The organism is Shewanella nanhaiensis (assembly GCF_019457885.1).
Classification (GTDB): Bacteria; Pseudomonadota; Gammaproteobacteria; order Enterobacterales; family Shewanellaceae; genus Shewanella; species Shewanella nanhaiensis.
Genome location: NZ_JAHZST010000010.1, coordinates 16,830 through 37,371 on the forward strand (window position 1 = coordinate 16,830; position 20,542 = coordinate 37,371).

Consider the following 20,542-nt stretch of genomic DNA (forward strand, 5'->3'; position numbering starts at 1 on the left):
ATGAATAGCTTTATACAATTCCCCTGTAGTTCAGTTGGTAGAACGGCGGACTGTTAATCCGTATGTCACTGGTTCAAGTCCAGTCTGGGGAGCCAAAGTTATTTAAGATTAAAGACAGATAGGTGTTAACCTAGTATATAAAGTCTAATCCCCTGTAGTTCAGTTGGTAGAACGGCGGACTGTTAATCCGTATGTCACTGGTTCAAGTCCAGTCTGGGGAGCCATGCTTTATAGACAATGTAAAAGTTAAATCGATTCCCCTGTAGTTCAGTTGGTAGAACGGCGGACTGTTAATCCGTATGTCACTGGTTCAAGTCCAGTCTGGGGAGCCAATTTAAAATAGTAAAAAATTAAATCGATTCCCCTGTAGTTCAGTTGGTAGAACGGCGGACTGTTAATCCGTATGTCACTGGTTCAAGTCCAGTCTGGGGAGCCAATTTAAAATAGTAAAAGTTAAATCGATTCCCCTGTAGTTCAGTTGGTAGAACGGCGGACTGTTAATCCGTATGTCACTGGTTCAAGTCCAGTCTGGGGAGCCAATTTAAAATAGTAAAAAGTTAAATCGATTCCCCTGTAGTTCAGTTGGTAGAACGGCGGACTGTTAATCCGTATGTCACTGGTTCAAGTCCAGTCTGGGGAGCCAATTTAAGTAGTAAAAAGTTAAATCGATTCCCCTGTAGTTCAGTTGGTAGAACGGCGGACTGTTAATCCGTATGTCACTGGTTCGAGTCCAGTCTGGGGAGCCACTATCCCTTCCTATTAAGACCACATCTTCAAACAAGCTTCTCGTTAATTTAGCAAAAGCCAATAAACATAACGCTTTAAAATTCCGCTTTGGTTACTTTTCCGATAGAATAACTCTCAGAATTAACTAAAATTATAACATCGTCGACTACTATAGTTATACGAATGGGTTATTTATGAGCGTTTCAAAACTTTTTCATAGTTTTCTTTTTTTACTTTTTACAGGGCTTACTTTCCTTGTTTACGTTGAGCTAACCCAGCAGCTAACAGAAAAAGCTGATCAACGGCTATCCGATTTTCAATCTTATATGAATTTACCCCGTAGCTGGCCAAGTGACGGTCAGCAGCTCTATTCACAGATAGAATCCCAAGCCAAACTGCAATTTTTTCAATTTATCCATTCAACAGACAGCAGTGCCAACTTAACTAAAGGTCAACTCAACTTCGTATCAGATCACCCCTTATCTTCATTATTTCGACAAGAGTTACCTGATACCCGGACTTTAGAGGATGGTAGGCTTCAGCTAAAACTTGCAACAGATGATTTAACCCTCAATGCCCTCACCCAATTCCAACAGATCTGTGCATTCATCTGGGCTATCTATCTCACTATTACTGTCGTCTTTATCCTATTGATGATGAAGAATAGACGTACCATCATTTATGCAAGCAGTTACGTCAATGACCTATCCAACCATAAATACAATGCGCTAGAAAGCTCTAAGTTGAAGGCTGAATTTAAACCATTAGCCAATGCATTAGAGCATTGCCGTAGTGGATTGAAAAAAAGAGATGAAGAGATTGCAAAAGAACATGAGCGTCTTAATAAAGCAGCTTTTGAAGATCAGATAACAGGGTTTGCAACCCGTACACGCTTTACACAGAAGTTAGAGTCTTTATCGGCGGAAGGAAAAAGCCAGATAGGTTTAATGGCGTTAATTAAGGCTTCTGAGTTAGGAATAATCAATGACAGTTTAGGCAGAGCTGCTGGAGATGAATATTTAGCCAAAATTGCCAACTGCATTCGCCACTCCATGACTAAGTACCCAAATTCAGATTGCTATAGAATTTCGACAGCAGACTTTGCAGTCTTCATTCCAGGCATAGTCATTAAAGATGGACTTCCCTTTGTCGAAAATTTGAAAGCACAGTTTGACGAATACCAGCAAACGATCAACAACGAATCGATAGCCCATACTGGATTGGTTCCCTATGAACATGATAGTGAACCAGGCAAGCTTCTGTCACAAGGGGATACCGCGGTCAGTATCGCTCAAACCCTTGGGCCTAATTGCTTTTATCTCCATGAAAAAGGCAAAAATGATGATCTCTATGGTGACACAAAATGGAAAGAATCTATCGGGGATCTGATTCATAGACGGGCGATAAAATTTTACCAGCAAGCGATATTACCCTGTCGAAAAGATGCCAAGATCTACAATGAGTTATTCTCAAGGTTTTATAACAGTGAAGGGAAATTTTTACCCACTGCAACCGTGATAGCCATGGCAGAACGCCATGATATGGTCGTCGATCTCGATAAACTTATTGTTATCACAACACTAAAGATGTTAATTGAAAACCCAGCCTTAACAGGCTCATACGGCATCAATATTAGCTCCTCATCGATAATGCAAGAGACCTTTATTGCTTGGCTTAAAGCGCTGTTAGTCAAGCAAAGGCATATTGCAGCCAGACTGGTTTTTGAGGTCAATGAATCAGGTATGCAGACTAATCTGGTAACCAGCTACAAGTTTGTGCAAACCATTCATAGCGTTGGCGCAAAAGTGTCTGTCGAACATTTCGGTATGGGCTTTACCTCATTCAAATTCTTTAAACAGGTCAGACCCGACTTTATTAAACTCGACGGCACTTATTCAAACAACATAGATACAGACACCAATAATCAATTTTTTGTTAAGATGATTATTAATATCGCACGTAGATTAAACATCCAAGTGATCTCCACCAGTGTCGAACGTCAGGAGGAGAAATTTGTACTGGAAAAATTACTGGTTGACGGGCTTCAAGGTTACTATATAGCCGAACCTCAAGCTCTTCAAAACAAAGCAATATCTTAAAAGAGACTAGAAGTTGAGCGCTTTGTGCAAAACCTTGTATTCTATGTGTTGTTAATGGGCTCATAAAAGCCGATAATAACAGGTATAACTGTTATAAATAATGAATTGAGATGAGTGAATATCTCCTATTATTGGTAAGCACTGTGCTTGTCAATAATTTTGTATTAGTAAAATTCCTTGGTCTTTGCCCTTTTATGGGGGTATCCAGCAAACTTGAGTCAGCCATTGGCATGTCTATGGCCACGACTTTTGTTCTCACTTTAGCCTCTATATTGAGCTACTTGGTAAACCAATACCTGCTTTTACCCTTTGAACTCGGTTACCTAAGGACCATGAGCTTCATTTTGGTGATCGCCGTCGTCGTTCAATTTACAGAGATGGTCGTACAGAAAACCAGTGCATCACTTTACCGTGCATTAGGTATCTACTTACCTTTAATCACCACTAACTGCGCAGTATTAGGTGTGGCACTGCTTAATATCAATGAAAAGCATGGCTTTGTTGAGTCTGCCATTTATGGTTTTGGCGCTGCAGTCGGTTTCTCACTTGTTCTTATTCTATTTTCAGCCATGCGCGAACGACTGGCAGCAGCCGATGTTCCCCAGCCATTTAAAGGCGGAGCAATCGCAATGATCACAGCAGGACTCATGTCTCTGGCATTTATGGGCTTTACTGGGTTGGTTAATTAACTATGTCAGGTATCTTAATTGCGATCGTTTTATTAACGATCTTAGCCCTATTCTTCGGTGTTTTACTGGGATTTGCGGCAGAAAAATTTAAAGTTGAAGGCGATCCACTCGTCGACCAACTTGAAGCCTTATTGCCGCAAACACAATGCGGCCAATGCGGCTATCCAGGTTGCAGACCCTACGCAGAAGCGATCGCAGGCGGTGAAAAGGTCAATAAATGTCCCCCAGGTGGCACTGCAACCATGGAGAAACTCGCCGATATGGCAGGTGTAGAGCCTGAGCCCCTAACGGTTAGTGAAGAGGTTCAGGTCAAAAAAGTGGCCTACATTCGCGAAGATGAATGTATAGGTTGCACTAAGTGCATCCAAGCTTGCCCTGTTGATGCCATTTTAGGCACAGGCAAACAGATGCACACAGTGATCACAGATTATTGCACAGGTTGCGATTTATGTGTTGCCCCCTGCCCAGTCGATTGTATCGATATGCTACCTATTACACCAACAGTTAAAAACTGGGATTGGAAATTAAACGCCATCCCAGTACAGATGCTTGAAGAGGACACCAAGTGCTAACTTTATTGGAACAGATTGATAAAGGAACACTTTGGCGCGCAATTGGTGGTATTCATCCACCTGAGCAAAAAGTGCTCTCAAACACCACAAACATCGCATCTTTGCCTATGGCTGATGAATATGTGATCCCCTTACCCCAGGTTGGTGATAACGCGACATTGGCGGTCTCTGTCGGTGATTATGTGACTAAAGGCGAAGTGTTAACCAGTGGCAGTCATTTTGGCTACCTGCCAGTTCACGCACCCACATCTGGCCATATTATCCATATTGAGCAACGCCCAAGTAATCACGCATCCGGCCTGCCAGTACTGAGCTGTGTGATAAAACCAGATGGACTAGACACCTTAAGTGATAAAGTTCACCCTAAGCTTGCACTTACTGATATTGAGCACTTATCGAATCAAGAGATATTAAGTAAGATACAACAAGCGGGTATCGCAGGCTTAGGTGGAGCGGCTTTCCCAAGTCATATTAAGCTCAACCCAGCCAGTGATATCGAGTTATTGATCATTAATGCGATTGAGTGTGAGCCTTATATCACCTCTGATGACATGATAATGAGAGAGCAAAGCGATGCCATTATGCAAGGTATCGCTATTGTCCATAGGCTGTTAAAGCCTAAGCGACTTATCATCGCTATAGAGGATAATAAACCTCAAGCCATCTCGATAATGCAGCAAGCCTTAAGCCGCAGCGTACTGCCAGAGGATGGAGTTAGGATCACCACTCTACCAACCCTCTATCCCTCTGGTGGTGAGAAACAGCTGATCCAGATCTTAACTGGACAGGAGGTGCCTTCAGGTGCCATTCCTGCTCAGCTCGGTATTTTGGTTCAAAATGTCGCCACCTGTTACGCAATTCAAGATGCCGTTTTGCGAAACTACCCACTCATTGAGCGAGTGGTGACCATTACAGGCAATAATGTCGCAAAACCTGGCAACTATTGGCTTCCAATTGGCACGCCTATCTCTCACCTTTTGTCTCAAACTAATTTTAAAGGATTGGATACGGACAAGGTGATCATAGGTGGCCCTATGATGGGTTATGCACTTTACAATGATAGCGCCCCTACACTTAAAGGCACTAACTGTATTCTACTGCCTGATGCTAATGAGATGGCCCCAGAACAGAAGGAGCTCCCCTGTATTCGCTGTGGTGAGTGCGCCGTAGTCTGTCCAGCCCAGCTTTTACCTCAGCAACTCTTCTGGCATTCAAAAGCACAAGAGTATGATAAAGCAGTGAGTTATAACCTCAATGATTGCATTGAATGCGGCTGCTGCAGCTATATTTGCCCAAGTAATATTCCTTTAGTCGAGTATTACCGCATCGCCAAGTCTGCGGTCAAAAATGAGATTGAGGAGAAGAAGCAGGCAGAGCTAGCTAAACAGAGGTTTGAACTACGCACTCAGCGTCTTGAAGATGAGAAGCTCGCTCGCGAAGCCAAGCAAAAAGAGGCAGCAGATAGACGTAAAGCCAATATGTCTGGCACGGATAAAGATGCAGTCGCTCAGGCTATGGCTAGAATCAAAGCAAAAAAAGAGGCTGAAGCAAACAGTGAAGTTGCAAGCTCAGCACCGACAGATAAACGCGACGCAGTCGCTGCTGCGGTTGCACGAGCAAAAGCTAAAAAAGCAGCTCAAACATCCCCTGAGAAACTTGAAGCGTCAACAACTCAAGACCCTGTCGACGATAAAAAAGCCAAAGTGGCGGCAGCCGTTGTCCGTGCGAAAGCCAAAAAAGCAGCCCTTAAGACAGCAGATGCTACTTTGCCCGAAAATGATTCAGAAGCAACAGAGTCAATACCGGATGCTCCAGTAGCTCAAATTGATGATAAGAAAGCCAAAATTGCAGCTGCTGTTGCCCGTGCTAAAGCCAAAAAAGCGGCACACAAAGCGGTAGATACAAGTGCTATTGAGCCCCAAAGTGATACCGAAACATCAAAGCCAGTGCCCGATACTCCAGTAGCAGAGGTCGACGATAAGAAAGCCAAAATTGCAGCAGCTGTGGCTAAAGCCAAGGCCAAGAAAGCGGCACTTAAAGCAGCTGACGCTACTGAGGTGCAAAACCATGCAGCAACTTCAGAGCCTGCAACCGATGCCCCAATAGCAGAGGTAGATGACAAAAAGGCCAAGATAGCCGCTGCAGTGGCAAAAGCAAAGGCTAATAAATTAGCCAAGCAAGCTAAATTAGATAATGGGAAGGACTAACTGATGGCATTTAAAATTGCCTCTTCGCCTCACTTGAGCCGAAACTTTCAAACCAGCACATTAATGCAACGCGTGATACTCTGTACGCTTCCAGGTGTGGCCACCCAGTGTTATTTCTTTGGCTGGGGCGTATTGATACAGGTGGCATTAGCTATCACTGTAGCCCTAATCAGTGAAGCCATTGTACTTCAACTGAGAAAGCGCCCAGTGGCGGACACATTAAAAGATAATAGCGCCCTGCTTACCGCATTGCTTTTAGGCATAGCGATCCCGCCACTTGCTCCTTGGTGGTTGACTGTCATGGGTGTACTTTTCGCTATCGTGATCGTAAAACATCTCTATGGCGGGCTTGGACATAACATTTTCAACCCAGCAATGGCAGGATATGTGATGCTACTTATCTCATTCCCTGTTCAGATGACCAGCTGGGTTGCGCCTATGATGTTGGCCAGTCAACCGGCTGATCTATTAGGTTCGCTGCAACTGATATTTCTTAACCCTTCAGCAAGTGAGGTAGAAGCCTATAAGTTGGGCTTTGACGGCATCGCGATGGCGACTCCACTTGATACCATTAAGACAGATCTTTCCATGGGGCTAACTAGCATAGAGAGTCTAACCAAATCCATCTTCAATGACGGCTTTGGCGTGGGTTGGTTCTGGGTCAACATGGCTTACTTGGCAGGTGGTTTGGCGATGTTAAAACTTAACCTTATACGTTGGCATATTCCCGTGGGTGTACTGGCAAGTTTGTTCATCTGTGCCAGTGTAGGATACCTACTCAACCCTGATACGCATGTTGGCCCCTTGCTTCACCTCTTCAGTGGTGCAACTATGTTGGCAGCTTTCTTTATTGCCACCGATCCTGTCACAGCAGCAACCAGTGTTAGGGGACGTTTGCTATTTGGCGCATTAATAGGAGTTCTCGTTTACGTGATCCGAACCTATGGTGGCTACCCTGATGCATTTGCATTCGCTATCTTATTAGCCAATCTTTGTGCACCATTTATCGATCACTATATTAAGCCTAGAACCTATGGCCACAGGTCAAGAAGTTAAGCAAACCGGAGTATAGCGTGAAAAAGTCAATGTTAAGAAACGGTTTGATATTAGCGATATTTGCATTCTTCTGCACTGCACTTGTCGCTTTGGTCGATCAACAAACCTTCGATAAGATCAAAGAGCAGCAGCAACTAGAGCTTAAACGCGTATTGCATCAAATTATTCCAGATACGCTCCATGATAATGAACTCATTGAGCACTGCATCTTAATACACGATGAAGAGGTATTGGGTATTGATAGCCCACTGCCCTCCTATATCGCCAGTATGAAAGAGGTACCTGTCGCGATCGCCATGGAAACCGTCGCACCAGATGGTTACAGCGGTAATATACGGCTAATCATAGGCATTAGTGCTGAAGGTGAAGTTCTCGGAGTTAGAACCCTCTCCCATGCTGAAACCCCTGGGCTAGGCGACAAGATAGAACTGAGAAAGTCCGATTGGGTGCTCGGTTTTAACGGCATGTTCCTTTTGTCTGAAGATGATGCCCGATGGAACGTTAAGAAAGATGGCGGAGAGATAGATCAATTTACCGGTGCAACCATTACTCCTAGAGCTTATGTTAAGGCCATTAAACGTGCACTCGTCTATTTTAATGCTAATAAAGATAGATTATTAGCCAGACCGGCTAATTGCGAGGTTAACTATCAATGAATGAATATAAACAGATAGCACTACAGGGCCTTTGGAAGAATAATCCAGGGCTTGTGCAACTACTTGGGCTCTGCCCGCTGCTCGCAGTTACTGCAACCTTAACCAATGCCTTGGGTTTAGGCTTAGCCACTATGCTGGTATTGATTGGTTCAAATATTCTCGTGTCATTAGTGAAGAGTCTTGTTCCAAAAGAGATCCGCATCCCGATCTTTGTCATGATCATCGCAGCACTAGTGACATGCGTACAGCTGCTGGTTAATGCTTACGCTTATGGCTTATATCTCTCTTTGGGGATATTCTTGCCTTTGATTGTGACAAACTGCGTGATCATAGGTAGAGCTGAAGCCTTCGCTTCACGTAATTCAGTGGTGAAATCTGCGTTTGACGGCTTTATGATGGGCTTAGGTTTTTTACTCGTATTATCAGTATTGGGCGCAAGCCGTGAGATATTAAGCCAAGGCACGCTATTTGCGGGAGCCGACCTCCTGCTTGGTGATTGGGCAGCTAACCTCACTATCCATTTTTGGCAGTTAGATACCAGCTTCCTATTGGCCATGTTGCCACCAGGCGCTTTTATTGGCATGGGCTTTTTAATTGCTTTTAAAAATATTATCGATAAAAAGTTGGCCGACAGAGCACCGACACCCGATACCGTAGAAGTTGTTACCCGCGCCCGTGTCACTAAAGTCAGTTAATCAGTGGTTATAAAACCCAAAAAGAACAATTAGAAAATGAGCGACTAAAAGAGAGTATTCAAAAGAGATGAATAAAGAGAAACGACAAGCGATCTTATCGATCCTCAGAGAAAATAACCCTCACCCTGAAACTGAGCTAAATTTTTCGAGTCCCTTTGAGCTACTTGTCGCTGTGACCCTGTCAGCTCAGGCTACCGATGTTAGCGTTAACAAAGCGACAGATAAGCTCTTTCCTATCGCAAATACTGCTCAATCTATCTATGCGTTAGGTGTTGATGGACTCAAAGAGTATATAAAAACCATTGGCTTATACAATAATAAAGCAATTAATGTCATCAAGACATGTGAGATTTTAATCGAGAAATATAATGGTGAAGTACCTGAAGACCGTGAGGCCTTAGAGTCCCTACCCGGTGTTGGGCGTAAAACCGCAAATGTTGTACTAAACACAGCTTTTGGCTGGCCAACTATCGCCATTGACACCCATATTTTTCGTGTCGCCAACCGCACCAAATTTGCCATGGGTAAGAATGTCGATCAGGTTGAAGAGAAGATGTTAAAAGTCGTTCCTGCGGAGTTTAAGGTTGATGTGCACCACTGGTTTATTCTCCATGGCCGCTATACCTGCGTTGCCCGTAAACCTCGTTGTGGCAGCTGCCTAATCGAGGAGCTGTGTGAGTTTAAAGAGAAGGTTTATCCAGAGTGATATACCAATTGGTATAACTTACATTTCTATAAAAAAAGCCGCAATGCGGCTTTTTTTATATGGCTCTATTAATATAAACAGACAAAGAAGATAGAGAGGAATGCACCGATAATTGCAGTTGTAGCCAAAGCCATTTTTAATTCTATGTTCATGTTAAACTCCAAAATTACATTTAAGCTATTATCGGAATTTATGAAGCGACTTCAAACTCTTGTCTATTAGAACTGTGAAGTTAAGCAAGCTTAATGCTATATTCCAGCCTACTCTCTCCCCTAACTTTTACATTTAAGAGGCAAGCATGTCACAACTGCTCCATACCATGATCCGCGTCACCAATCTTGAAGCCAGCATTGAATTTTATACTCAGGTGTTAGGCATGAAATTGCTACGGAAATCTGAAAACAGTGAATACAGATACACCTTAGCATTTGTCGGCTTCAGTGATGAAGCAAGTGGCAGTGCCGTTATCGAACTCACCTATAACTGGGATACCGACAGCTATGATCACGGTAATGCTTTTGGTCACCTCGCAATTGGCGAAGAGGATATCTACGCTCGCTGTAAGGCCATAAAAGCTGCCGGAGGCAAGATAGTCAGAGCACCGGGGCCTGTCGCAGGTGGAAGCACTGAAATTGCATTTGTTGAAGATCCTGATGGCTACAAAATTGAGTTTATCCAGATAAGCTCTGCTCAGAAAGGATTAGGTTAATACCAGTTAAAACAAAAAAGCGCCTTTCGGCGCTTTTTATTTAACTCTATAGCCTTAGCTATTTAGAACTTCATTGTTACACCAGCAAAGTATGTGCGACCAATTACGTCGTAAACTTCTGGCACAGTACCACCGTCACTACCGTTAGATACTTTTGATGGATCTTCATCAGTAAAGTTCTTAACACCAGCGCTTAACATCCAATCATCGTTGATGAAGTAGGTAGCTGATAGGTTATGGTATAGAACAGAATCTACAGTATCACCTGTCGCTAAATCATCCATTTCACCGATATAACGGTTGAAGTACATTACGCTCCAATCGCCTTGGCCAGCTTTAATGCTGAAATTGTTACGAACTTCTGCGTATGCACCGAAGTTACCATCGATTGTACCTGTGTACTCTTTACCGTCTTGCTCAAAGTTCAACAAGTAAGTGGTATCGTTGCTTACAACCCAATCAAGGCTTAATGCTTCGAAGTTGTAGGCTAAGTTAAAGTCAACACCGCTTGTATCTTGGAAACCAACGTTAGTTAGTGAGTTAGTCAAGTTGGACAAATCACCATCTGCGCCAATATTGAAGGTTTCACATGCTGATGCATCTCCTCCATAACAAGCATCGATACCGGCTTGTGTGTCGAGGCGCGTAATGGCGTTTTCAACTTTAAAGCGCCAGTAGTCAACAGTTAACGATAGACCGTCAACATAGCTTGGCGAGTAAACTAAACCTGCAGTGTATGACTCTGACTCTTCAGGCTTAAGATCTTCATCTGAAGTACGGTTTACTAAGATCTGTGGGTCTTTCTCGTTACCCCATGGATCAACTAGGTAGTCGTATGAACCTGAGTTACCACCGTATAGCTCACTAACGCTTGGAGCACGGAAGCCCGTAGCCGCTACAGTACGTAGCATTAAGTCATCAGTTGCTTCATAAGTAAGACCAATCTTCCAAGTGGATGCATTACCAAATGTTGAATAGTCATCAAAACGTAGTGCAAATTCACCCGTTAGCTTATCAGTAAATGGAACACTAACTTCTTGGAATACCGAGATAACATTGTAGCTACCATCAGTTGGATCTTGCTGCGCTGCAGTACTTTCACCTGCTACAACAATTGGATCTGGGTTGTAGTAACCGCTCTCGTAGCGATACTCTGCACCGATTGCAAATGCAACAGCACCTGCATCAAGGTCAAACAACTCACCGTTTAAGCCGGCAGAGAATACATGCTGCTCGTTACCACCGTCAGCTTCTTCATCATAAGAAACACTATTGAGTACATCTTGATCAGTCATTGGCTTGCCAGTTAACCAAGGATCTTGGTCAGCATAGATTGCATCAGCCATCAAGTTAGCGTTAATAGAGTTCTCTACGCCAGTTTTTGCTTTGTTATTACCATAAGTGTACGAAGCATCCCAGTTCATACCTGTATTGATATCTAACGAACCTTCAAGACCAGCAGAAATACGCCATGTATCAGTGTCCTGATTATAGATACGTGGACCCACGTCATTCATACGTTTTCTGTAGTTAACTTGGCCGTTCTTATCTGGAGTAATACCAGCATCAATCATATCTTGATCAAGCTCTAGGCATGTCATTGGGTCATCACCAGGCGCACAAACATCTAGCATGATGTTGGCAGGCTGTGGTGCTAACTGCTGGTTTGACTTACGCTTGGTGTATAGAATGTCACCGGTCATTACGATGTCATCACCTAGCTCTTGAGTCATATTAGCAAATAGGCTGTAACGCTTGCTTGGTGTCTGGTAGAAGCTGTCTTGAGTAAAGTCATAACCCTCAGAGCGGTCTACCCAGTTACCATTTTCATCTTTCACTTTACCGCCCAAAGAGCCGTTTGGAATAAATGAACTGTTACCTGGATCTGTCCAATCGCGGTCAGACTGAATTACACCTTTACGCTCTGAGTATGCGGCACCAAATGTGTAGTTACCCGTATCTGTGTTAAAGCCATAAAGTGCGCTGATTTCACCATTTTCGCCATCACTCTTGTCGGTCATGCCGCCTTGAACGTCAACTTGGAAACCTTCAAAATCTTTCTTAGTGATGATATTCACTACACCAGCAATAGCATCTGAACCATAAACCGCTGATGCGCCATCTTTTAAGATTTCAACACGTGCAATCATTGCCACTGGTATAGAGTTAAGGTCAACAGAGCTGTTTGCACCAGAACCAGAGTTCACCATACGGCGGCCGTTTAGCAATACAAGTGTACGCTGTGAGCCCATACCACGAAGGTCAACTTGAGCAACACCGTCCGCACCATTGTTAGTGCTAGAACCTACGGCTTTACCGCCCATAGATGTTTGAGCTTGTAGTAATTCGTCAACGGTAGTAAAACCTTCTGCGCGAATTTCATCAGCGCCAATTACGGTTACTGGTGATGCAGTTTCCATGTCTTGGCGTTGGATACGGGAGCCAGTAACTGCAATGCGTTCAACATCTGCACCCGCTTCTTCTGCAAAAGCAGTATTTGATACTGTAAATGTGGTACTTGAAACTGATGCAATTAAACCTAGCTTAATTGCAGTCGCTAATTTATTACGTGAATGCTGTGATGTTCTTATCATTAAGATTTACTCCCTCACTTGTTTATTATTATTGCGCCTTTTCTTGTTTCGAAATGAATAATTATGGCGTTGCATTCGATACTGAAGTTTCACCTTAATACAGTCAATCAGCCATTTTATTAACGACTGATGCAATAAAGTTAAATAAAGTGAGTCAACAGGTAAACAAGACAAATAAATAATGGTGCGCGCGCTATAAAATAACAAAATGGATAGTATTTGACGCTAACATTCACTAAAAAACTAGAGATAAACTTCGAGAGGTCGTTAACACTAGCGCAACCAGCAGAAATACAGTTTTTGTGACACGGATCACAGAAACTACTGTAACCATGCTCATTTTGGCTCAACTTCATGGGTAAAATTTAAAGAGTTCAACAGAACATCTGTGGTTTTTTAACGCTGTACAGCAAATATTCAGCTATACACTTGCCAGTTAGATAGGAATTAAAGAATATTTAACACTCAGCCGAAGTTACACATAGATACAGTTCGTCTAGTTAAGTTATGCAAGCTTAACTTTGCAATAAATAATTAACATGCACTCACCACCGATATATTAACAAAGAGGATTAAGTCAGATTAAATTATATACAAAGGTGAATTATTCTTTTATTTGTTATCAGTAATAAAAGCATAAAATATGAACTACATATTTAGTTCATCAAAGTGTTGCTCAAAAATAATTAACTTCAACCATATATGTAATTTGATGTTGTCCCGCCTCCATGACTCTTTTTATCATCAACTCACCACCAACATTAAACTCAAACTCATCCTTGGCTAGTTGATAATTCTGCTCTGATGTCTCATTTTCAAGAAGGGGAGTAAAATCGATATCTTGAGAGCCCACTGAGTAGACTCGGATCTGAACATCAGCACTCCCTCCGCTATTGATTCGAAACATACCAAGTGTTGATGGTGACTGGATACAGGCATCTCCAGTTCGTGAGCCTACTGTCATTCGACAGGACGCATTGGCTTGATTTAAAATATCACCAAAGTGCACCGACTTGGTTTCGGTGATCTCTAAAGGATCTATTAAGTTAAAACCAACTTGACCAACTAAACTGACAAATAGCACGGTACTCAGCATACGCTTGACCAATCACATTGAGTTTCAATCAATTATAGTCAGAAATGATAATTAAACAGGCTAATGGATCACATTTCCCTCTCCTGTGAGCGCTATTGTGCCTAAATCAAGATATTCACCAGGCTTTAGATCCACATTGTCGTGAAACTTATCTCCAACAATGAGTTTATAGCTTCCAGGCAGGATACGTTCAAAAATAAAAACACCATCAAACTCAACCCTAACTGCATATTCATTTTCAGCAGTGTGGCTTTGCAGTTTAATCGGCACACCCTTTGCCACAGCGCCAGATGTTGTAAGCAACTGCCCCTCCATTTCAGCGGTATAGAGAATTGGAAACGGTATTTTCTCAATGTGCCCTGGGTGCGGCTTAACACTAATCGCACTTGCTAATGGAATAAGAAAGGGATCAGGTAGGCTGGCCTCATTCAGTTTTAGCTTTTGAGCTTGGGCAGTTTGTAGGTGAGTAATAAGCAGTTCACCATTGTTATCCGTCTTCTCCCCTCCTCTACTATGGCCTGAAAATGACAGCCCCTTAACAGGGAGCTCCCCCTCATCTAGCTCACCGTTTGCATTATCATCTTGGAATGCTTTTATAATGATGGCACCAGTATTTAAATAACTCGCACTGTCTCGCAGCAATAGCCCTGAACTAGGTTGCCACAAAAAGGAGCTACTCCATTTAAGTTGCGCAAACCAGTCTCCATCAGAAAAATTTTCTAAAACTAATCGAAGCGAACTTTGATCAAACAGATATGAGATGGAGTTTCTTATACTGTGAGCATTCTGCTCTTGCGCTTGATAGCTCAGCTCAAGCTGGTAGTTAAAATCATCACTTAACGCGGTATTTGCATTAACGACCCATTGATTAAGCCCAAACTCAGGTAAAATATCAATATCGAGATAACTTCGAAGATACCAATTAAATAGCTTTCCAGAAATTGCAATGCGATCGCTCACGATCTCTTGCGATCCATTGGATTGCCAACGTATGTTATTACTGTATGAGAGCCGGTTAAACTGACCAGCTAGTTGGGCATTTATCTGAAGAAAATCATCAAGCTGCATATACTCTTTCCAGTTAGCTGATAACGCTAAGCTAAGTGAAGAGTCTTCAATATTGGTGTTAAGACTAAGGTTAGCCTCCTGTATTAACTCAGTTTGAGCACTCTCCCAAGAGTTAAAGTTTTCAAAAAACTGCCAATCAGCATTCCAATCAAAATTATCACTGCTCCCCTGCAGCGCAGCTCCTAAAGCATAACCGTCTCCACTATGAGCTAAATTGAACTGTAAAAGGTTCTCTCCACCTAGCAAATTCATACTCAATTTAGGAAGAAACTGCCAATCTCCGTCAGCGAGCTCCTGATTGATGAGAGACAAGCCTGTGGTGATATTTTCTGTCACAGCCCAGTTAGTATGCAAATAATACTGTTTCAGATGATCTTGATCTCTAACCATGGCACCAGCGCTGACTCCTACACTTCCCTGTTCAAGCACTGACTGATCTAAGACTTTACTGAATGATTCACTGCGACTCTCACCACTGGGTCCGAAGAACCTTAACTGATATTGGTTTGTTCCTATATAGTAAGGCACCTCTGTAAAACGGTACCTTGCATCAGCACCTACCCGCTGAATCGCGATTAAACTATTGTTTCTGTACAGTTCCACATCCCAATCAGGTTCAATTTCTCCTTCAATCACAATATGCCTAAAATCATCCGTAAAACCATCACCAGCCGTAATAATGACACCTAAGCCTGAACTGGACTCTGATACTAATGGCAAAGAGTGGGAGTCAACACTCCCAACCCGGTAATGTTTTACCCATTGGTCGCTTAAAAACTTCTCAATATAGCCGTTGATATATTTTCCAGAGTCAGACCAGGAGTAACCCAGATAAGCATTATGTCCACCAAGATCACTCCGCCCCTGTATAAAGCCTTCATCACTCGTTTTGTTCACTTCACCTAACCGCTGAGAAACGACTCCAAGATCAATATGCCCAGCGAGATCGCCAATATTTGCATCAAGGCTCTCTACTAGCATAATCTGCTGTGATGCGCGCTTTTTCTGCTCCGCTTCAAACGCTTTAAACTTTTGCTCTCTTGCTAGAAGCTGTGAAAGAGGGATATCGTTAGAAGTTTGAATCGTAAATCTTTGCCTAGAAGCATCGAAGCGAATATTCAAACCAAACATATGCTCTATCAGCCCTCTATCTAAATAAAGATCCCAGTCATCAAAGAAAACCTCTCCATCAGGAAATCCGCATGCTCCTTTATTATACCAATAACTTAATAGACCATTGCTCAACTCTATTTTTCGTTCAGGAGATAAAAACCAGCCTGATAAGGACAGGGACTCGGAGTCTAGTTGCACCGGCAGTAAAAGCAGCTCTGCAAGTAGTTGGATAGGCAAATATTGGACGCCACCTTGCTGATAGGCGAACATCTCATCACTTAACACCTGATCGCCATACTTTAACTGACTGATGATAAAAAGCTCATCTGAAGTTGGCGAGCTTTCATAAGCGTAAAACGCAGTCTGACCACAATCAGAGCTTTTTACTCTGGTTGTAAAAATGTCAGTGTCACTTGCTAATGCTTTTTTGGGCTGTAACCTTTGCTCTTTTACCAATAGAGGTTCTTTTATAGTGGCTTGTAATGGGATCTTCTCCCCTTGAATCATCCTCACCTGCTGTTGAGAAGAGGTGGAATGAGATAACTCACCATCGGGGTTAAGTTTTACTGGCATCATTGACCTGTTTCCCGTCGTTTTTTGCTCTAAACGACGACGCTCAGAGATAAATACCTCGGCCTTGCCAGAAGCAACATCTATCAGCTTGCCGCTATGTTTAAACTCTTTCTCAAATTGTGTGGCTTCTGAAGATTGAGTTGAGTCGATAACATCAACAGTTCTTTCAAACCCACTTAAACTCTGACTCTCAGCTGCATTGTTTTGTATTATATTTTGTTCAGTACCTTGCTTAGTATCACGTTTAATATCTTGATATACTTCTAGTACCTCCCGTTCAATGCCGGTACTAGAATAAGGAGACACGTCTTCTAGATAGAGATAGATGGAAAAGAGTAAAAGTAAAATGATAGAAAGTAGAAAAAGCATAGGCCATGACGACTTATGCTTTGACACTATGTGATGTGATTCTTCTTTAAACACAAATAGAATTTTTAAAGAACTATTCGAGTCTCAACTACTTTTGCATCGGATAAGCTCTCACTCTCCCGATAACGTACTATGAGTTCACGACCTTTCTCTACAGGCTTAGATAACTCAATAGCAAAGGTACGCGCTGTTAACTCTGTATACACAGCGGCATTTTTATAACTGCCAACGCTTTCTAACTCCTGCCCATTTGATACCAAAAATAGTTCAATATCACCATAACTACTTCTTAGTCCTTCACGTTCTAAAGTAACCTCAACACTGGATTGAGTTTTCCTATCTAAATCAGCATCGATATAGACTTCAGATGAGAGAGTACCTAGCCTTAAGATCACTGGAATAGAGATCCGCATATATGCGGTTACCGATAAACTCAAGGTATTGCTGGTATTTTTTTGTTCATTATCGATTGCTGTAGGCGCCAACGGGATCTGATGAAAAACGATATAACTTCGGTACTCACCTTCTGGCGTTCCTTTAGGTAACCTTAGAGCCATCCTGACTCTCGTCCCCTCCTCTGGGGCCAAACTCACACGCCTAGGAGAGTAACGAACAAATTTAGCTAAAGAGGTAGATGAATTTTCCAAAGAGACATAGTCCCCTGTTGGAAGTAACTTTTTATCTTCAAAGTAGATATTATATCTGGCGTCTTGCTTACCTTTGTTAACTAACGAGAATACAGCACTACGCTGCGCTTTATTATCTAACTCTACACGAGTTGGCGTCACAAGAAGGTTGGCATAAACTGCAGAACTAAAAAGTGAGGCTATAAAATAGCTCAAAAAAAATTTTTTCATTATTATCGCCCAGCTAATTTATATGAGACTGAATCTCAATGTTTATTATTGGTTAGCTTGTACTACGAGCATTGTCTCTTTTTAACCGCTAAATATTAAAGAGATACTTAGCGGTTTATACAGGTAATTTTTAGTACGTTACATCGACAGTGTAAGTCAGGTTTTTAGCACCTGCTGTCGCACTTGCCGCAACGATATCTAAACTTCCACCCACTTTTAACACTGCACTATTACCAGTGACTGTTAATGTGTTACTTGACACACTTGGTGTAAAGGTCACACCTGGAACACTTGCTGAGTCAGCCGCAGAAAGTGAAATATTGACCGTTGTGTTATCAGCAGCGATGGTAAACTCACCAGATGAAGCGGCATTACCACCAGCAACACAAGCTGTACCTGAAGTGTCATCTGCATAGCCTAAAGAACAGTTACCGTCAGCAAGAATGCTCACATCACCAAACTCCATCACAGCTGTTTCAGTTACAGAAATAGGGTAAACCAGATTGAAATTTGCTGTACCTGTCGCTTGAGCAGCGTCAGCTTGAGCTGAGATAAAAAAAGTAGACGCAATCAGAGTAGAAAGTAGAATATTATTCTTCATTATTTAAATCCCAAATATTTTTATATTATTTTGTACCTATACTAAAATAATCTTCACTGAAGTAAATAGCTCAAATTAAAAGCACAAGTCAATGTAAAAACGCTAGCAAACCTAACGTCTTAAGATTATAAGATATCAAACGCGAAACATTTTGCAACATCTTCATTACAATCTTGGAAAAATAATATAATATAGTCGAAGACATGAACGAATAATGAGCTCTAATCGTAACCATATTTAACATATAAGATAAAACCACATTATTTACAATGAGATAAAGAAATCACCCTTATCCATGACATATGTATGGGTAATATTATTTTATCCATAAATATATTATGGATATATTTAAATCGTATTTTATAGGCTGTTTGTTTTGATAAACCTTCATAAGTACAAATTGTATATTAAATAAAACGCAGCCATTTATCACTACAATCATTTAGTTTAGCCTCATATAAAACCACAACAAAATAATGGAATAACATGTATAAACCTCTATTTATATGTCTATATAGCACCCCCTCGCAAAAAGAATCTCAGAGGTTTGTAACTAAAAACTGTTTATCAAAATTTCGCCTTACTCGAATTGTTCGCAAATTAACCAGAACAGTGTATAAAACACCAGTTAGCAAACTTGTTATCCTATTGATAGTTAGTTTCCAGTTTCATGCCTCTGCCGCTATCTCTATCACGGAGATACAACCTCTTAAGTATCCCAGTGCTATAAAAAATAGCAGTAAGAGTACAATTGTTGTGGTTAACTGGAAAGGAGCATTGGGAAAAGCGACGAACACAACCTTACTTGATAATGACTACCATCAAGGCCGATACCTTATTACCTCAGATAGTACAGCCCCAATCTCCATCGACTTTTTCCAATTGGGTAATGAAAACAAGGTCAACTTGAAGAGCTTAAGGGTCAGATACAAAAATCAGACCTTAAAGTCATTTCCTGCAAGCGGATTAGCGAACCCTGGCTTAGATGGTGAGTATATTGATATTGGTGCTAAGGTAGTGGCGGGAAAAAATGCGGTTCCAGGTATGAAGTCACCACAATACACCTTACGAATTGAAGAGCAGTGAGACTTAGGCAAGTAACCTACTCTTCAAATACCACTAATCACTATTTTTCTGGCTGAATGATATCAAAATGCTGATAAGCACGATCTGTAGCAATCCTTCCTCTTGGTGTTCGTTGAATAAAACCCTGCTGGATCAAAAAGGGTTCTAATACATCTTCAATCGTTTCACGCTCTTCACCAATTGCAGCAGCTAAGTTATCTAAGCCTACCGGACCACCCATAAATTTGTCTATGATGGCAAGAAGGAGCTTACGATCCATATAATCAAAGCCTTCTGAATCAATATCAAGCATATCCAAAGCAAGTTCGGCAACCTGCTTGGTTATCTCTCCATCATGCTTTACCTCTGCAAAGTCCCTAACACGTCTTAATAAACGGTTAGCGATCCTTGGAGTACCACGTGAACGCCGTGCTAATTCAATTGCGCCAGCTTCATCAATTGGAAGCTCAAGCACATTGGCTGAACGGGTCACAATGGAACTCAAGTCTTTGACATTATAAAACTCTAATCGCAGTGGGATCCCAAATCTTGCTCTTAATGGAGAGGTTAACGCCCCAGCTCGCGTTGTTGCACCAATTAGCGTAAATGGCGGCAGGTCTAACTTTATTGAGCGTGCAGCAGGGCCTTCACCTATCATAATATCAAGCTGGTAATCTTCCATTGCAGGATAGAGGATCTCTTCAACCACAGAACTCAGACGGTGGATCTCATCGATAAACAGCACATCGCCAGGTTCGAGATTGGTCAGCAAGGCTGCCAAATCCCCTGCTTTTTCCAATACAGGACCGGAGGTTGATTTTATATTCACCCCCATCTCATTGGCAACAATCATAGCCAAGGTGGTTTTACCTAAACCTGGCGGACCATAAATCAGCATATGATCAAGCGCTTCATCACGGTTTTGAGCCGCTTGAATAAATATTTTTAATTGAGCACGGCTGTCATCTTGACCTGTATATTCATCAAGCATCTTAGGGCGCATCGCCCTATCAATCTGCTCATCACGCTCCTCTATGCCTTGTGGCTCGGCGTGAATTAAACGATCCGCTTCTATCATCTCTATCTCTATT

Annotated in this window: 16 protein-coding genes and 7 tRNA genes; 17 read left to right on the forward strand and 6 right to left on the reverse strand. The window is 42.1% G+C overall.

What is annotated here, in order from left to right; genetic code table 11:
- Nucleotides 1–19: 19 nt before the first annotated feature.
- The 16 genes from K0625_RS14110 to gloA all read left to right on the forward strand — a co-directional run bounded on the left by K0625_RS14110 (nt 20) and on the right by gloA (nt 10,115).
- A tRNA-Asn gene (locus K0625_RS14110) sits at nt 20–95 on the forward strand.
- A gap of 53 nt (nt 96–148) precedes the next feature.
- A tRNA-Asn gene (locus tag K0625_RS14115) sits at nt 149–224 on the forward strand.
- Between the two features lie 32 nt (nt 225–256).
- A tRNA-Asn gene (locus K0625_RS14120) sits at nt 257–332 on the forward strand.
- A 28-nt stretch (nt 333–360) separates the two neighbouring features.
- Nucleotides 361–436, forward strand: a tRNA-Asn gene (locus tag K0625_RS14125).
- A 27-nt stretch (nt 437–463) separates the two neighbouring features.
- A tRNA-Asn gene (locus K0625_RS14130) sits at nt 464–539 on the forward strand.
- Nucleotides 540–567: 28 nt separating this feature from the next.
- Nucleotides 568–643, forward strand: a tRNA-Asn gene (locus tag K0625_RS14135).
- 27 nt (nt 644–670) lie between these two features.
- A tRNA-Asn gene (locus tag K0625_RS14140) sits at nt 671–746 on the forward strand.
- A gap of 174 nt (nt 747–920) precedes the next feature.
- Nucleotides 921–2,825 carry an EAL domain-containing protein gene (locus tag K0625_RS14145; protein ID WP_220110282.1) on the forward strand — a complete coding sequence of 635 codons (1,905 nt, stop codon included), beginning with the start codon at nt 921–923 and terminating at the stop codon, nt 2,823–2,825.
- 110 nt (nt 2,826–2,935) lie between these two features.
- Nucleotides 2,936–3,514, forward strand: a complete 579-nt coding sequence (gene rsxA / locus K0625_RS14150; protein ID WP_220110283.1) for an electron transport complex subunit RsxA — start codon at nt 2,936–2,938, stop codon at nt 3,512–3,514.
- Nucleotides 3,515–3,516: 2 nt separating this feature from the next.
- Nucleotides 3,517–4,086, forward strand: a complete 570-nt coding sequence (rsxB, locus tag K0625_RS14155; RefSeq protein ID WP_012325175.1) for an electron transport complex subunit RsxB — start codon at nt 3,517–3,519, stop codon at nt 4,084–4,086.
- Entirely contained in the window at nt 4,080–6,293 is a 2,214-nt protein-coding gene (gene rsxC, locus K0625_RS14160; protein ID WP_220110284.1) for an electron transport complex subunit RsxC, read from the forward strand. The genes rsxB and rsxC overlap by 7 nt, the downstream gene beginning before the upstream one ends.
- A 3-nt stretch (nt 6,294–6,296) precedes the next feature.
- A complete protein-coding gene (gene rsxD, locus K0625_RS14165; RefSeq protein ID WP_220110285.1) occupies nt 6,297–7,349 on the forward strand; it encodes an electron transport complex subunit RsxD in 1,053 nt (350 codons plus the stop codon).
- 29 nt (nt 7,350–7,378) lie between these two features.
- A complete protein-coding gene (gene rsxG, locus K0625_RS14170) occupies nt 7,379–8,005 on the forward strand; it encodes an electron transport complex subunit RsxG (protein ID WP_220110409.1) in 627 nt (208 codons plus the stop codon).
- The gene (locus tag K0625_RS14175) at nt 8,002–8,700 is read left to right on the forward strand and encodes an electron transport complex subunit E (RefSeq protein WP_220110286.1); all 699 of its coding nucleotides are present in this window, start codon (nt 8,002–8,004) and stop codon (nt 8,698–8,700) included. Before rsxG ends, K0625_RS14175 begins: the two co-directional genes overlap by 4 nt.
- Nucleotides 8,701–8,767: 67 nt before the next feature.
- Entirely contained in the window at nt 8,768–9,406 is a 639-nt protein-coding gene (gene nth, locus K0625_RS14180; RefSeq protein ID WP_220110287.1) for an endonuclease III, read from the forward strand.
- A 298-nt stretch (nt 9,407–9,704) separates the two neighbouring features.
- Entirely contained in the window at nt 9,705–10,115 is a 411-nt protein-coding gene (gene gloA, locus K0625_RS14185) for a lactoylglutathione lyase (RefSeq protein ID WP_220110288.1), read from the forward strand.
- A gap of 62 nt (nt 10,116–10,177) precedes the next feature.
- Here gloA and K0625_RS14190 read toward each other — a convergent pair whose 3' ends face one another.
- The 5 genes from K0625_RS14190 to K0625_RS14210 all read right to left on the reverse strand — a co-directional run bounded on the left by K0625_RS14190 (nt 10,178) and on the right by K0625_RS14210 (nt 18,386).
- The gene (locus K0625_RS14190; protein WP_220110289.1) at nt 10,178–12,709 is read right to left on the reverse strand and encodes a TonB-dependent receptor; all 2,532 of its coding nucleotides are present in this window, start codon (nt 12,707–12,709) and stop codon (nt 10,178–10,180) included.
- A 676-nt stretch (nt 12,710–13,385) separates the two neighbouring features.
- Nucleotides 13,386–13,805 carry a DUF4402 domain-containing protein gene (locus K0625_RS14195; RefSeq protein WP_220110290.1) on the reverse strand — a complete coding sequence of 140 codons (420 nt, stop codon included), beginning with the start codon at nt 13,803–13,805 and terminating at the stop codon, nt 13,386–13,388.
- Between the two features lie 60 nt (nt 13,806–13,865).
- On the reverse strand, nt 13,866–16,955 hold the full coding sequence (locus K0625_RS14200) for a carboxypeptidase regulatory-like domain-containing protein (protein WP_333473855.1): 3,090 nt from the start codon (nt 16,953–16,955) through the stop codon (nt 13,866–13,868).
- 38 nt (nt 16,956–16,993) lie between these two features.
- Nucleotides 16,994–17,785, reverse strand: coding sequence for a fimbrial biogenesis chaperone (locus K0625_RS14205; RefSeq protein ID WP_220110291.1), 792 nt, complete (start codon nt 17,783–17,785; stop codon nt 16,994–16,996).
- A 130-nt stretch (nt 17,786–17,915) separates the two neighbouring features.
- Nucleotides 17,916–18,386 (reverse strand): hypothetical protein, encoded by a 471-nt coding sequence (locus K0625_RS14210; RefSeq protein ID WP_220110292.1) that lies wholly within the window; start codon nt 18,384–18,386, stop codon nt 17,916–17,918.
- Between the two features lie 648 nt (nt 18,387–19,034).
- Between K0625_RS14210 and K0625_RS14215 the strand changes: the two genes are divergently transcribed.
- Nucleotides 19,035–19,472, forward strand: a complete 438-nt coding sequence (locus K0625_RS14215; protein WP_220110293.1) for a hypothetical protein — start codon at nt 19,035–19,037, stop codon at nt 19,470–19,472.
- Nucleotides 19,473–19,512: 40 nt separating this feature from the next.
- Here K0625_RS14215 and ruvB read toward each other — a convergent pair whose 3' ends face one another.
- Nucleotides 19,513–20,529, reverse strand: a complete 1,017-nt coding sequence (gene ruvB / locus K0625_RS14220; RefSeq protein WP_220110294.1) for a Holliday junction branch migration DNA helicase RuvB — start codon at nt 20,527–20,529, stop codon at nt 19,513–19,515.
- Nucleotides 20,530–20,542 lie beyond the last annotated feature (13 nt).